Raw genomic sequence first — 13,802 nt, 5'->3', positions numbered from 1 at the left:
CGCGGGATGAGCTGCTGCCCCTGCTGACCGCCGCCGCGCGCAGCCCCGATCATGGCAAGCTGGAACCCTGGCGATTCATCGTGCTGGAAAACGGCGCCATGGCGCGGCTGGCGCATCTGACCGAAGAACGCGGGACCGAGCTGGGCAAAAGCCCCGAGGATATCGCAAAGGCGCGCAGCCAGTTCGACATGGGCCATCTGGCGGTGGCGGTGATTGAGGTTCAGAAACCCTCAGACAAGATCCCCGCGATCGAGCAGACCTATTCCGCAGGCGCCGTCTGCCTTGCCCTGCTGAACGCGGCGCTGGCGGCGGGATGGGGGGCAAACTGGCTGTCTGGCTGGCAAACCCATGACCGCACATTCTGTGAACGGGCCTTTGGTCTGGCGGAAAACGAACGTGTCGCCGGGCTGATCCATATCGCAACCGAAAGCGTCGCCCCGCCCGAACGCCCCCGCCCGGATGTGGCGGCGATCACCAGTTGGGTTGCGGAATGATCATCCTCAACGCCTTTTTCGCCGCGCTCGGCCAGATCGGAGATCCCAGATTCCGCGGTGTCCTGTGGCGCGGCATCGGCCTGACGATCCTGTTGCTGGTCGTTGCCTGTGCAGGCGCGATCTGGCTGATCAACTGGCTGTCGGGCAATGAGATTTCGCTGCCCTTCATCGGTGCAGTGCCGTGGCTGAATGACGTCCTGAACTATTCCGGGATTGCTTTGGTTCTGGTGCTGCCGGTATTCCTGATGGTGCCGGTGGCCTCGGCCATCACCTCGATGTTTCTGGACGAGGTGGCGCAGGCGGTCGAAGACAGGCACTATCCCACCCTGCCTGCGGTGCCGGGCGTGTCCTTTGGCGATGCCCTATCCGATACGGTCACTTTTTTGGGCGTGCTGATCGCGGCCAACCTGCTGGCGCTGATCCTCTATGTGATCTTCACCCCGCTTGCGCCGTTTATCTTCTGGGCGATGAACGGGTTCCTGCTGGGGCGAGAGTATTTCACGCTGGCGGCGATGCGGCGGCTGGGACGTGACGGTGCGCGCAAGCTGCGGGCCAAGCACGTCACCACCATCTGGGCTGCCGGGACGCTGATGGCTATCCCGCTGTCGATCCCGCTGGTCAATCTGGTGATCCCGATCCTGGGCGCGGCGACTTTCACGCATATCTACCACGCACTATCGGGAGAAACTGCTTACTCGCGCGGCTCCAATTGATTGAGCCAATCGAAATCGCGCACCGAGATCACGCCAGAGATGATGATCCCGGCGATGATCGCCCACAGCACCGCTGAAACCCCCGTGGTGATCCACAGCTTTTTCTTCATGTGATGCACTTCGGGCGCCCCGGCATGGGTGCCCGGCACGATCTCTCCCAGATCGCCTTGGGTCTTGATCCGTATCGGCAGGATGACCAGCAGGGTCAAAAACCAGATAACGGCAAACAGGACCAGAGCGGCAGTGATCGTCATGGTCAGACCTGCTCCAGCTCGACCAGACAGCCGTTGAAGTCCTTGGGATGCAGGAACAACACCGGCTTGCCATGGGCGCCAATCTTGGGTTCACCCGTGCCCAGAACCCGCGCGCCGGTCTCTTGCAGGTGGTCGCGCGCGGCGATGATATCCTCGACCTCATAGCAGACATGGTGAATGCCGCCCGCGGGGTTTTTGTCCAGAAAGCCTTGAATCGGGCTGTTCTCACCCAACGGGTACAACAATTCGATCTTGGTGTTGGGCAGTTCGATGAACACCACGGTAACGCCATGATCTGGCTCATCCTGCGGCGCACCGACCTTGGCACCCAGCGCGTTACGGTATTGCGCCGAGGCGGCCTCAAGGTCAGGCACAGCGATGGCAACATGGTTCAGGCGACCGATCATGGGGCTCTCCTTTGGTATGCGTTGCAGGGGTTATGGGGGCAGACCCGGCAAAGGGCAAGTGCGCCAAAACGCGCGTTAACCCGGTGTTAGCCAGAAGTTCCTAGCGTGAGGCATCTGCTGAATAGGAGTTCTGCCATGGACGATTCGGGAACGCTGACCGCCCCAACCGCCACCGCGCTGCGGCCCTTGCTGGGCCAGACCATTCTTGTGGTCGAAGACAGCCGCTATGCCTGCGACGCCATCCGTCTGATGTGCCTGCACAGCGGCGCGCGCATCCGACGGGCGGATTGCCTGAAATCGGCGCGGCGGCATCTGCAGATCTACCGCCCCTCGGTCATCATCGTGGATATGGGGCTGCCGGACGGCTCTGGCGCCGACCTGATTGCCGAACTGACGGTGGCGATGCCCCGGATCGGGGTCATCATGGGGCTGTCCGGCGATGATGAGGCGCGCGGGTTGGCCATGCGCGCGGGTGCTGATGGGTTTCTGGCCAAACCGCTGACCTCGCTGGCCTATTTCCAGACCTCGATACTGGAGCTTTTGCCCGAAGATCGCCGCCCCGGCGGATTGAACACGGTTCGGGACGATGTCATCCGCCCCGACCCGCTGGCCTATCAGGATGACATGGTTCACATCGCCGATGTGCTAAGCAATTCCACCGATCACCGCACGCTGGACTACGCCGCCCAGTTTCTGCGCGGCGTGGCCCGCGATGCGCAAGACCCGGTGCTGGCCGAAGCAGCGCAACAACTGGCCAAGTCCCGGGCCCACGGCGCGCCGGTCACAGCACAGGCCGCCCGGGTCGCCGGGCTGGTGCAAAACCGCCTGCAACGGCAGGAGGCGATCTGACATGGCGACGGTTTTCTTCGTCAGCGCAACCCTGCTGAGCCTTTGGGGCTACCGGAAAACCCGGCGCGCTGCCCAAAGCATCCGCGCCAACCGGCAGCGTTTCGGCGCGCCGGTGGTTCCGTTTGACGGGTAAGTTTTCCGGGTTCGGCCGGGATACAGGGCTCACAAACGAAAACCGCCCGCACAAGGCGGGCGGTTTCGATTAATCCTGCGGGATGATCCGAAGACCAAGCTCCATCAACTGATCCGAGGTCGGATCGGATGGGGCGTCCATCATCAAATCCTCGGCACGCTGGTTCATCGGGAACATCATGACCTCGCGAATGTTGGCCTCATCGGCCAGCAGCATCACGATCCGGTCGATGCCCGCAGCACAACCGCCGTGCGGCGGAGCGCCATAGTGGAACGCATTGAACAGGGCGCCAAAGCGGGATTTGACCTCATCCTCGCCATAGCCTGCCAGTTCGAAGGCTTTCAACATGATCTCGGGCTTATGGTTCCGGATCGCGCCCGAGACCAGCTCATACCCGTTACAGGCCAGATCGTATTGATAGCCCCGCACGTCCAGAGGGTTGCCTTGCAGCGCTTCCATACCGCCCTGCGGCATCGAAAACGGGTTGTGTTCGAAATCAATTGCGCCAGTTTCCTCGTCCTGTTCGTAGATCGGGAAATCGACGATCCATGCAAAGGCGAAACGGTCTTTCTCGGTCAGTCCCAGTTCCTCGCCGATCACGTCACGCGCTTTGCCTGCAACCTTTTCAAAGGCTTTCGGCTTGCCGCCCAGGAAGAACGCCGCATCGCCGACACCCAAGCCCAGTTGCTGACGGATAGCCTCGGTGCGTTCGGGACCGATGTTCTTGGCCAGCGGGCCTGCGGCCTCCATCCCTTCGCCCTGATCGCGCCAGAAGATATAGCCCATGCCGGGCAGACCCTCTTTCTGAGCAAAGGCGTTCATGCGGTCACAGAACTTGCGACTGCCGCCAGTCGGCGCGGGGATGGCGCGAATCTCGGTGCCTTCCTGCTCCAACAGCTTTGCGAAAATCGCAAAGCCACTATCGCGGAAGTGGTCGGAGACCACTTGCATTTTAATAGGATTGCGCAGGTCAGGCTTGTCGGTGCCATACCACAGGGCTGCATCCTTGTAGGAAATCTGCGGCCAGTCCTGATCGACCTTGCGGCCGCCGCCAAACTCTTCGAACACTCCGGTCAGAACGGGCTGGATGGTGTCGAACACGTCCTGCTGCTCGACAAAGGACATCTCAAGGTCAAGCTGGTAGAAATCGGTCGGCGAGCGGTCGGCACGCGGGTCTTCGTCCCGGAAACAGGGCGCGATCTGGAAATACTTGTCGAAGCCCGACACCATGATCAGCTGTTTAAACTGCTGCGGGGCCTGCGGCAGCGCGTAGAACTTGCCGGGATGCAGGCGCGAGGGCACCAGAAAGTCGCGCGCGCCTTCGGGCGACGAGGCGGTGATGATCGGCGACTGATATTCCCGGAACCCCTGATCCCACATACGGCGGCGCATGGATGCCACAACGTCCGAGCGCAGGGTCATGTTCTGCTGCATCGCCTCGCGGCGCAGGTCCAGATAGCGATAGCGCAGACGGGTTTCCTCGGGGTATTCCTGATCGCCGAACACCATCAACGGCAGTTCGTCAGCCGCACCCAGCACTTCCAACTCGCGCACGTAAACCTCGATCTCGCCGGTGGGCAGTTTCGGGTTCACCAGTTCCGGGTCGCGCGCCTTGACGGTGCCGTCGATGCGGATACACCACTCGGACCGCACCTTCTCCAACTCGGCAAAAGCCGCGCTGTCGCCATCGCACAGCACTTGCGTCACGCCGAAATGGTCCCGCAGGTCGATGAACAGCACGCCACCGTGATCTCGCACCCGATGCACCCAGCCGGACAGGCGGACGGTTTCACCGACATTGGCGGCGGTCAAGGCGGCGCAGGTGTGGCTGCGATAGGCGTGCATGGATCATATCCCTTCGGGCGCAGAATTCGTCGCGCCGATACACCCTGTCAGGCTTGGAAAGTCAAGGCAGGTCGCACCGTCAAAACGGCCTTTGCACGTTGCCGGAATAGAAATAGACACCAAGGCCCGCGGCAAAGATGATATTGCCCGCGATGGCGTGCAGCAGGACGGCGTAGAAAAACGATCCGCGTTGCCGGTAGGCCCAGGAAAACAGCAGCCCGCCGCCAAAGGTCATAAGGGCGACGATCCAGCTCCAATACATAAGATGCGCCAGCGAAAACAGCGCAGCGTTCAGCAGACAGGCGGCGCGCCCGTCAGGCAGGATCGCATGGTAGCGGCGAAAGAACAGTGACCGGAACAGCAGTTCCTGCGGCAGGGCCGAGGCCAGCGGGTAGCCGATCCAGATCATGGCCAGTAGCTCTGGCCTGTGCAACAGCAGGCCAAAGGCCGCATCTGGCCGCATTATCAGCACGATAGCCGAACAGATTGCGGCCATCAGCAGAGTAAACGCCGCAACCTCGCCCCAGGACCAGGTGCGCCAGCCTTGGCGCAGTTCGGCCCAGGAAAAACCGGGCGTGACATGCAGCAGGATGATGCCCAGCGCGGTGAATGAAAACAGCGAGGGGAACATCCAGTCGGGTGGAAACAGCACCGCGATCAGCACCGGCACCGCGATGAAAAACAGCCCGAATTCCAGCCGCAGCCGCAAATGAGTTGCCGGGGCCGTAGCCCGATCGTCTTGAATAGTCACGATATCACAAGCTCCGCCCGGATCAGCCCTCGCAGGGAATTGCCAAGGTGAATGGTTCGCGCATTGCGCAGGTCGGTCAAGGTCAGCACGGCCTCGGTCACTTTGTGTTGATCCAGCAGTTCCTCGCGCATAATGCCCGGCAGCAGGCCGCTGGACAGCGCAGGGGTCAGGCGGCGGCCATTGGGCATGTCCAGAAACAGGTTGGTGATCGTGCCTTCGCACAGTTCCCCTCGGGTGTTGAGGAACAGCAATTCGTCCACGCCCTGCGGCAGGCCCGCACGGGCAGAGTCATACTGCGCGCGACGGGTCGTCTTGTGGCGCAGCCAGATATCCGCCGCATCTAGGCGCGGCTCGGCAACGGCCACTCGCCAGAAGGGCGGGTTGGCGATCAGCGTGCCCGTCGTCAGATCAAACTGCCCGGCAGCATCCAGCGTCAAGCGGCACCGCAGCGGCGCGTCGCCCGCAGCCGCATTCAGCGCTTCAACCGCCAAAGACACATCGAAGGGAATGCCAAACGCCTCTGCCGACCGGGCCATGCGGGCCAGATGGCGGTCTTGCCGAATAAAGCCCTGCCCCGGCCGGAAGGCCAGTGTTTCGATCAGGCGGAAATCAGGCTCAGGTGGCGGGCGAAGCGGGCTTTCCATAGCGCCTCCTCATATTCTGATGGGGCGGTGCTGTCCCAGACCACGCCGCCGCCCACATTCAGGGTTGCGGTGCCGTCTTCGACCATCAGGGTGCGGATGGCCACGTTGAATTCCGACCGGCCGTCAGGTGCCGCCCAGCCGATGGTGCCGCAGTAGATGTCGCGCGGCCATGGTTCGAGATCGGACAGAATCTCCATTGCGCGGATCTTGGGTGCCCCGGTGATCGAGCCACAAGGGAACAAAGCCGTCAGAATATCCGACAGCCCGGCCCCTTTGTGCAGTTGCGCCCGCACCAGCGAGACCATCTGATGCACCGTCGCATAGGTTTCGACCTTGAACAGCTCGGGCACATGCACCGAGCCCGGCAAAGCCACACGGCTGATATCGTTACGCAACAGATCGACGATCATCAGGTTCTCGGCCCGGTTCTTGTCATCCGTGCTCAGAAACGCGCGGCGACGCGCATCCTCTGCCGGGTCCTCGCTGCGCGGTTGGGTGCCCTTCATCGGGCGGGTCTCGATCTGCCCATCCGCATCGGTGCGAAAAAACAACTCGGGCGAGCGGCTGAGCAGATCGGGCAGGCCGTCCTGCTGCACCAATGCGCCGTGGCCGACCGGCTGCCCCGCCGCCAGCGCGGCATAAAGCGCGGCACTGTCGCCGGTGATGGTCAAGTCAATCGGGAAGGTCAGGTTGGCCTGATAGATGTCCCCTGCCCCGATTGCGTCATGCACGGCGCGGAATGCGTCCGAATAGCGCGCTTCATCCCAGCGGGGGGTGAAACCGGACACCCCACCATAGGGTTTCGGCAACGCAACCCGATCCGGCGCGTCATAGACACCAAAGCACATGAGCGGCAGGCGGCGGCCTTCCGGCAAACGCTCGGCCAGACGCGGTTCCAGCGTATAGCCCAGCTCGTAACTCGCGTATCCGGCCAACCAAGCACCGTCCGCGCGCGCCTCATCCAGCGCCGCCAAAGCCTGGGGCACGTCTTCCGCCCGGTCCGCGCGGATGATATGAGACGGGCGTTCGAACCGGGTTCCCCGGCCCGCCGGCCCCTGATCGAAACGAATACGCAACTGCATCCTCATTTGCCGTCCCGCGCGGTATAAAGAATACGGCGCCGAGGGAAAGAGAGGAAAGCGGCAATTTCGCCCCGGTTTCCGATCCCCCTTGCACCTTTTCGCGTGGTCCCTATAACGCACGACAATTTGGGCGCTTGGGCGGTGCCCTGACTCGCGGACAATCGAAGGAACAAGGCCATGCCGAGAAGAACCGACATCCAGTCGATCATGATCATCGGGGCGGGCCCCATTGTTATTGGTCAGGCCTGCGAGTTCGACTATTCCGGTGCACAGGCCTGCAAGGCGCTGCGGGAAGAAGGTTACCGGGTCATTCTGGTGAACTCGAACCCCGCCACTATCATGACCGACCCCGGTCTGGCGGATGCCACCTATATCGAGCCAATCACCCCCGAAGTGGTCGCCAAGATCATCGAGAAAGAACGCCCCGACGCGCTGCTACCCACCATGGGCGGGCAGACCGGCCTGAACACCTCGCTGGCACTGGAAGAGATGGGTGTGCTTGAGAAATTCGGCGTCGAGATGATCGGTGCCAAGCGCGATGCCATCGAAATGGCCGAAGACCGCGCCCTGTTCCGCGAGGCGATGGACCGTCTAGGCATCGAAAACCCCAAGGCCGAGATCGTGACGGCGCCCAAGGATGACACCGGCAAGAAAGACCTCGACGCCGGTGTGGCGCTGGCGCTGGAAACCCTTGAGACGGTGGGCCTGCCCGCCATCATCCGCCCGGCCTTTACATTGGGCGGCACCGGCGGCGGCGTGGCCTATAACCGCGAGGATTATATCCACATTTGCCGTACCGGCATGGATGCCTCACCCGTAGGCCAGATCCTGATCGACGAAAGCCTGCTGGGCTGGAAAGAATACGAGATGGAGGTGGTGCGCGACACCGCCGACAACGCCATCATCGTCTGTTCGATTGAAAACGTCGATCCGATGGGTGTGCATACGGGTGACTCGATCACCGTGGCCCCGGCCCTGACGCTGACCGACAAAGAATACCAGATCATGCGCAATCACTCGATTGCCGTGCTGCGCGAGATCGGCGTCGAAACCGGCGGATCGAACGTGCAATGGGCGATCAACCCGGTCGATGGCCGTATGGTTGTGATCGAGATGAACCCGCGCGTGTCGCGGTCCTCGGCGCTGGCCTCCAAGGCAACCGGTTTCCCGATTGCCAAGATCGCCGCGAAACTGGCCGTGGGCTATACGCTGGATGAGTTGGACAATGACATCACCAAGGTCACGCCCGCCTCGTTCGAGCCGACCATCGACTATGTTGTCACCAAAATCCCGAAATTCGCGTTCGAGAAATTCCCCGGTTCCGAACCCTACCTGACCACCGCGATGAAATCGGTGGGTGAGGCGATGTCCATTGGCCGCACCATCCACGAATCGATGCAAAAGGCGCTGGCGTCGATGGAATCGGGCCTGACCGGCTTTGATGAGGTTGAAATCCCCGGCCTGAACGTGGGTGTGTGGGACGAGGCCGACGACAAGGCCGCCGTGATCAAGGCAATCAGCCAGCAGACCCCCGACCGTCTGCGCACCATCGCGCAGGCCATGCGTCACGGTCTGACCGATGACGAGATTTTCGGCGTCACCAAGTTCGACCCGTGGTTCCTCGCCCGCATCCGTGAAATCATCGAGGCCGAGCGTCAGGTCCGTAAAGACGGCCTGCCGGTAACCGAGGACGGTATCCGCAAGCTGAAAATGCTGGGCTTCACGGATGCGCGTCTGGGCAATCTGACCGGCCGCGATGAAGACAATGTGCGCCGCGCCCGCCGCAACCTTGGCGTCAACGCCGTGTTCAAACGCATCGACACCTGCGCGGCTGAGTTCGAGGCGCAGACGCCCTATATGTACTCGACCTATGAGGCCCCGATGATGGGTGAGGTCGAATGCGAGGCGCGTCCGAGTGATCGCAAAAAGGTCGTCATCCTCGGCGGTGGCCCGAACCGGATCGGTCAGGGGATCGAGTTCGACTATTGCTGCTGCCACGCCTGTTTCGCCCTGACCGAGGCGGGGTATGAGACCATCATGGTCAACTGCAACCCCGAGACGGTCTCGACCGACTATGACACCTCGGATCGACTGTATTTCGAACCGCTGACCTTCGAACACGTCATGGAAATCCTGACGAAAGAACAGGAAAACGGCACGCTGCACGGTGTGATCGTTCAGTTCGGCGGTCAGACCCCGCTGAAACTGGCCAACGCGCTTGAGGCCGAAGGCATTCCGATCCTCGGCACCACGCCGGACGCCATCGACCTTGCCGAAGACCGCGAACGGTTCCAGGCGCTGGTCAACGATCTGGGTCTGAAACAGCCCCGCAACGGCATCGCCTCGACTGACGAACAGGCGCTGGCCATCGCAGATGAGATCGGCTTCCCGCTGGTGATCCGCCCCTCTTACGTGCTGGGCGGTCGTGCGATGGAAATCGTGCGGGATATGGATCAGCTGAAACGCTATATCAACGAGGCCGTGGTGGTTTCGGGTGACAGCCCCGTTCTGCTGGACAGCTATCTGGCCGGTGCAGTCGAACTGGACGTGGATGCGCTCTGTGACGGCACGGACGTCCATGTCGCGGGCATCATGCAGCATATCGAAGAGGCTGGCGTGCACTCGGGCGACAGCGCCTGTTCCCTGCCGCCCTATTCGCTGTCCAAGGACATTCTGGCCGAGATCGAAGATCAGGCCCACAAGCTGGCCAAGGCGCTGAACGTTGTCGGCCTGATGAACGTGCAGTTTGCAATCAAGGATGGCGATATCTATCTGATCGAGGTCAACCCCCGCGCCAGCCGCACCGTGCCCTTCGTGGCCAAGGCGACCGACAGCGCCATTGCATCTATCGCTGCGCGCGTCATGGCGGGTGAGAAACTGGCAAACTTCCCCAAACGCCCGCCCTACAAGACGGTGGACGACACCAAGATCGCCGACCAGATGACACTGGCCGATCCGAACATGCCGTGGTTCTCGGTGAAAGAGGCCGTGCTGCCCTTTGCCCGCTTCCCCGGCGTCGACACCATTCTGGGCCCCGAGATGCGCTCAACCGGTGAGGTGATGGGCTGGGATCGCGACTTCCCCCGCGCCTTCCTCAAGGCGCAGATGGGCGCGGGTATGGTGCTGCCATCCTCGGGCCGGGCCTTTATCTCGATCAAGGATGCGGACAAGGGTCGGGCGATGCTTGAGGCCGCGCAGGTGCTGGTGGGACAGGGCTTTACCCTGGTTGCGACCCGCGGCACGCAAAGTTGGCTGGCCGATCAGGGCGTGGCCTGCGAGGTGGTGAACAAGGTTTATGAAGGGCGCCCGGACGTGGTCGATATGCTGAAGGACGGTCAGGTGCAGCTGGTGATGAACACCACCGAAGGCGCACAGGCGGTCGAGGACAGCAAGGCCATCCGTTCCATCGCGCTTTATGACAAGATCCCGTATTTTACCACCGCCGCCGCGGCAAATGCCGCCGCCCTGGCGATCAAGGCGCAGGCCGAAGAGGACGTCGCGGTGAAATCCCTGCAGGGCTAAGCCCCAAAAGATCACAATTCAAAGCCCCGGCCCTGATGCCGGGGCTTTTTTTGTGGCCTGCCGCACCAGTTCCCTTGGGTCACCCTGTCTTGATCAAACGCCGTTGTGACTGCATTTTATTCGGATCAAAACATTCAGGACCCATCATGTATACGCCCGCCATCACCGGTACCGGAGTTTTCACGCCGCAGAACGTCATCACAAATGCGGAGCTTGTTGAGGTTTTCAACGCCTATGCCGACCGCCAGAACGCTGAAAACGCCGAGGCCATTGCCGCCGGACAAATGGAACCGATGCAGCATTCCTCGGAAGAGTTCATCGTCAAGGCATCAGGCATCGAAAACCGCTATGTGATGGACAAATCCGGGGTGCTGGACCCTGACATCATGCATCCCGCCCTGCGCCAACGCAGCGATGACGAGCCCGGCATCATGACCGAAATGGCGGTGGACGCCTGTCAAAAGGCACTGGCGCAGGCCGGTCGTCAGGCAACGGATGTGGATTTGGTGATCTGCGCCGCGTCCAATCACGAACGGGCCTATCCGGCCGTCGCCATCGAGATTCAGCAGGCGCTGGGGATCAAGGGGTTCGGGTTTGACATGAACGTGGCCTGCTCCTCGGCCACGTTCGGAATACAGGCGGCGGCGGATATGGTTCGGTCGGGCTCGGTCCGGGCGGCGCTGGTAGTGAACCCCGAGATCTGCTCGGGCCATCTGGAATGGCGTGACCGCGATTGTCATTTCATTTTCGGCGACGTGGCCACCGCCACGTTGATCGAACGGATCGACGATGCCACAGGCCCGCATTTCGAGATCCTCTCAACCCGTTGTGCCACAGAGTTCTCCAACAATATCCGGAACAACAACGGGTTCCTCAGACGCTCGCGCCCTGACGGGCTGATTGATCGGCGGGACATGCAGTTCATGCAAAACGGCCGGAAAGTGTTCAAGGAAGTGCTGCCGATGGTCAGCAAACACATCAGCGATCACATGCAGGCCGAAGGCGTGGAAAGCAATGATCTGAAACGCCTGTGGCTGCATCAGGCGAACAAGACGATGAATGATTTCATCGGCAAAAAGGTTCTGGGCCGCGAACCGGAAACGGGCGAGCAGCCCAATATCCTGCAGGATTACGCCAACACGTCCTCGGCCGGGTCGATCATCGCCTTTTCGAAATATTCGGATGATTTGCAGACTGGCGATATCGGGCTGATCTGCTCATTCGGCGCGGGGTATTCGGTGGGGTCGGTGATCGTCAAACGGCACGGGTAACGGTCGGTCACGGAACAGCCGTTTCAGTTTCAGCACAGGGCAGGAACAGGAAAAACGACCCCTGCAGCGCATCTGATGTCATTCACTGCGATCGGGCCGGAAACCATCAAAGTTTCCGGGGGCCGAGCGGCGGATTTCAGCTTACGCTTTCCTCTTCCAGATGCAATTTCATCTCGATCAGCACCTGTTGCAGCAGGCTGGTCTCTTTCAACAGGCGTTTGGCTTCGTTGACGGTGATGATTCCATCCTCGATGGCGGCCTGATATTCGGTCATCAACATCGCGAACCGCTGGCTTAATGCGATGACGTCGGAGTTCACGCCGCCGGTGCGTGGGCTGTCCGAATTGCGCCCGTCATAAGACAACGTGATGTTGCGTAAATCCGCCAATGCCGACGTCACATGCGGATAAGATGATGCATTTTCCAACCGTGCCACGGCATCTACCGGCATAAACCGGTCGGAATGTTCCGCATTGTCGGAATAATAGCGCCCCAAGGTGGCTTTGGATTTCCCCGTAATCTCGCACGCGGCTTCGATTCCGACATCCTTAACCAATGCTTCAGTATGCTTTTTCAGATAGGCCCCGATATCTGCCATAACGCTCCCTTTGTTACCTGTACTTTTGTCCCCCGCCTGTCCGTGCAGGGGAATGGGTAGGAAAATTTCCCATATTCGATTCATAATTGAAATGGCATAAATTGACTATCCCTCGGATATGCAGGGACTTTGTGAGTGAGTGGCGGCCGTTCGTGCCGGTAATGAGTGGTAGTGGGGCAGTATTCAGCCCTGCCGTTAATGGCCTCATGTTGGCCAAGGTGCCGCTGTTGTGAAAACGGGGTTCTCCATCCCCAAGAGCATCTGCTCGACCCTGTCTGTTTGCAGCAGCGGCGCCGCTTTCCTTTGGCTTTCGTCCGGCAAACTGATGGCTTGCCCCGCGCGTCCGTGCGTTCTAGACCCGCGACATGGCCAAGCTGTATTTCAACTATTCCACCATGAACGCGGGCAAATCGACCGTGTTGCTGCAGGCGTCGCATAACTATCGCGAACGCGGCATGAAGACCTATCTGATGACGGCGGCCATTGATGGCCGGGCCGGGTCCGGGCGGATCGCCTCGCGGATCGGGATATCCGAGCAGGCCGACATCTTTCACCCCACCGATAACGTGTTCGACATGATCGAGAATCGGCTGGCGCGGGAATCACTGGCCTGCGTTTTCGTGGATGAGGCGCAGTTTCTGACCGAAGATCAGGTCTGGCAACTGGCCCGTGCGGTGGACGATTTGCGCGTTCCGGTGCTGGCCTACGGGCTGCGCGTGGATTTCCGGGGCAAGCTGTTTCCAGGCTCGGCCACCCTGCTGGCGCTGGCGGATGAGATGCGCGAGGTGCGCACCATCTGCGCATGCGGGCGTAAGGCCACAATGGTGATCCGGCAGGACGAAAACGGCAACCCGCTGACCGAAGGCGCGCAGGTGCAGATTGGCGGAAACGAGACCTATGTCTCGCTCTGCCGCAGACACTGGCGCGAGGCTGTGGGCAGCTAGACCGGGTTCGGCAGAGGGCGTCCGGCGACAAAGGCCGCGACATTGTTCAATGCCATATGCCCCATATCGGTGCGCACCTCTTCGGTTGCGGTGCCCAGATGCGGCAGCAATGTCACGTTTTCCATGTCACGCAGGGTTTGCGGAACGGCGGGCTCGAATTCGTAGACGTCCAGCCCGGCACCTGCGATCTGCCCGGTTTGGAGGGCAGAGATCAAGGCGGCCTCGTCCACCACCTCTCCACGTGCGATGTTGATCAGGATGGCTGAAGGATTCATTGCCTCCAGCACTTTTGCGT

General features: G+C 61.1%; 15 protein-coding genes. 7 read left to right on the top strand and 8 right to left on the bottom strand.

All coding sequences use genetic code 11. From position 1 onward, the window contains the following. Together MPJ51_RS15465 and MPJ51_RS15460 are read left to right on the top strand one after the other, a co-directional pair. The coding region (locus MPJ51_RS15465) for a nitroreductase family protein (RefSeq protein ID WP_298388577.1) at positions 1-494 on the top strand (494 nt) is incomplete at its 5' end. Next, positions 491-1,207: an EI24 domain-containing protein gene (locus tag MPJ51_RS15460; protein ID WP_298388575.1), complete on the top strand. Its 717-nt coding sequence runs from the start codon at positions 491-493 to the stop codon at positions 1,205-1,207. The genes MPJ51_RS15465 and MPJ51_RS15460, both read left to right, overlap by 4 nt. Here MPJ51_RS15460 and MPJ51_RS15455 read toward each other — a convergent pair. Together MPJ51_RS15455 and mce are read right to left on the bottom strand one after the other, a co-directional pair. Then, positions 1,186-1,461, bottom strand: coding sequence for a DUF1467 family protein (locus MPJ51_RS15455; RefSeq protein ID WP_298388573.1), 276 nt, complete (start codon positions 1,459-1,461; stop codon positions 1,186-1,188). The genes MPJ51_RS15460 and MPJ51_RS15455 overlap by 22 nt on opposite strands. A gap of 2 nt (positions 1,462-1,463) precedes the next feature. Continuing rightward, positions 1,464-1,868, bottom strand: coding sequence for a methylmalonyl-CoA epimerase (gene mce, locus MPJ51_RS15450; protein WP_298388571.1), 405 nt, complete (start codon positions 1,866-1,868; stop codon positions 1,464-1,466). Positions 1,869-2,003: 135 nt separating this feature from the next. On the opposite strand from mce, the gene MPJ51_RS15445 reads away from it, so the two are divergent. Next, positions 2,004-2,717 carry a response regulator gene (locus MPJ51_RS15445; protein WP_298388569.1) on the top strand — a complete coding sequence of 238 codons (714 nt, stop codon included), beginning with the start codon at positions 2,004-2,006 and terminating at the stop codon, positions 2,715-2,717. Position 2,718: 1 nt separating this feature from the next. Then, positions 2,719-2,850 (top strand): hypothetical protein, encoded by a 132-nt coding sequence (locus MPJ51_RS15440; RefSeq protein ID WP_298388567.1) that lies wholly within the window; start codon positions 2,719-2,721, stop codon positions 2,848-2,850. A gap of 69 nt (positions 2,851-2,919) precedes the next feature. On the opposite strand, the gene aspS is transcribed toward MPJ51_RS15440, so the two are convergent. The 4 genes from aspS to MPJ51_RS15420 all read right to left on the bottom strand — a co-directional run bounded on the left by aspS (position 2,920) and on the right by MPJ51_RS15420 (position 7,172). After that, on the bottom strand, positions 2,920-4,695 hold the full coding sequence (gene aspS, locus MPJ51_RS15435; RefSeq protein WP_298388565.1) for an aspartate--tRNA ligase: 1,776 nt from the start codon (positions 4,693-4,695) through the stop codon (positions 2,920-2,922). A gap of 79 nt (positions 4,696-4,774) precedes the next feature. Next, a complete protein-coding gene (locus tag MPJ51_RS15430; protein WP_298388563.1) occupies positions 4,775-5,446 on the bottom strand; it encodes a CPBP family intramembrane glutamic endopeptidase in 672 nt (223 codons plus the stop codon). Continuing rightward, on the bottom strand, positions 5,443-6,090 hold the full coding sequence (locus tag MPJ51_RS15425) for an aminotransferase class IV family protein (protein ID WP_298388561.1): 648 nt from the start codon (positions 6,088-6,090) through the stop codon (positions 5,443-5,445). The genes MPJ51_RS15430 and MPJ51_RS15425 overlap by 4 nt, the downstream gene beginning before the upstream one ends. Next, the gene (locus MPJ51_RS15420) at positions 6,045-7,172 is read right to left on the bottom strand and encodes an aminodeoxychorismate synthase component I (RefSeq protein WP_298388559.1); all 1,128 of its coding nucleotides are present in this window, start codon (positions 7,170-7,172) and stop codon (positions 6,045-6,047) included. The genes MPJ51_RS15425 and MPJ51_RS15420 overlap by 46 nt, the downstream gene beginning before the upstream one ends. Positions 7,173-7,349: 177 nt before the next feature. On the opposite strand from MPJ51_RS15420, the gene carB reads away from it, so the two are divergent. Together carB and MPJ51_RS15410 are read left to right on the top strand one after the other, a co-directional pair. Further along, the gene (gene carB / locus MPJ51_RS15415) at positions 7,350-10,694 is read left to right on the top strand and encodes a carbamoyl-phosphate synthase large subunit (protein ID WP_298388557.1); all 3,345 of its coding nucleotides are present in this window, start codon (positions 7,350-7,352) and stop codon (positions 10,692-10,694) included. Positions 10,695-10,840: 146 nt separating this feature from the next. Then, entirely contained in the window at positions 10,841-11,965 is a 1,125-nt protein-coding gene (locus MPJ51_RS15410; RefSeq protein WP_298388555.1) for a beta-ketoacyl-ACP synthase III, read from the top strand. A gap of 136 nt (positions 11,966-12,101) precedes the next feature. On the opposite strand, the gene MPJ51_RS15405 is transcribed toward MPJ51_RS15410, so the two are convergent. Further along, positions 12,102-12,563 carry a hypothetical protein gene (locus MPJ51_RS15405; RefSeq protein ID WP_298388604.1) on the bottom strand — a complete coding sequence of 154 codons (462 nt, stop codon included), beginning with the start codon at positions 12,561-12,563 and terminating at the stop codon, positions 12,102-12,104. A 365-nt stretch (positions 12,564-12,928) separates the two neighbouring features. Between MPJ51_RS15405 and MPJ51_RS15400 the strand changes: the two genes are divergently transcribed. Continuing rightward, a complete protein-coding gene (locus MPJ51_RS15400) occupies positions 12,929-13,507 on the top strand; it encodes a thymidine kinase (protein ID WP_298388553.1) in 579 nt (192 codons plus the stop codon). On the opposite strand, the gene MPJ51_RS15395 is transcribed toward MPJ51_RS15400, so the two are convergent. Continuing rightward, positions 13,504-13,802 (bottom strand): NAD(P)-dependent oxidoreductase (locus tag MPJ51_RS15395; protein WP_298388551.1); only part of this gene is annotated, 299 nt, incomplete at its 5' end. The two genes, MPJ51_RS15400 and MPJ51_RS15395, sit on opposite strands and share 4 nt — an antisense overlap.

This window comes from Ruegeria sp., assembly GCF_028066395.1.
Lineage (GTDB): Bacteria > Pseudomonadota > Alphaproteobacteria > Rhodobacterales > Rhodobacteraceae > Ruegeria.
Note: the sequence above shows the minus strand (reverse complement) of the source record. Positions and strands in the feature narration are given on the sequence as shown.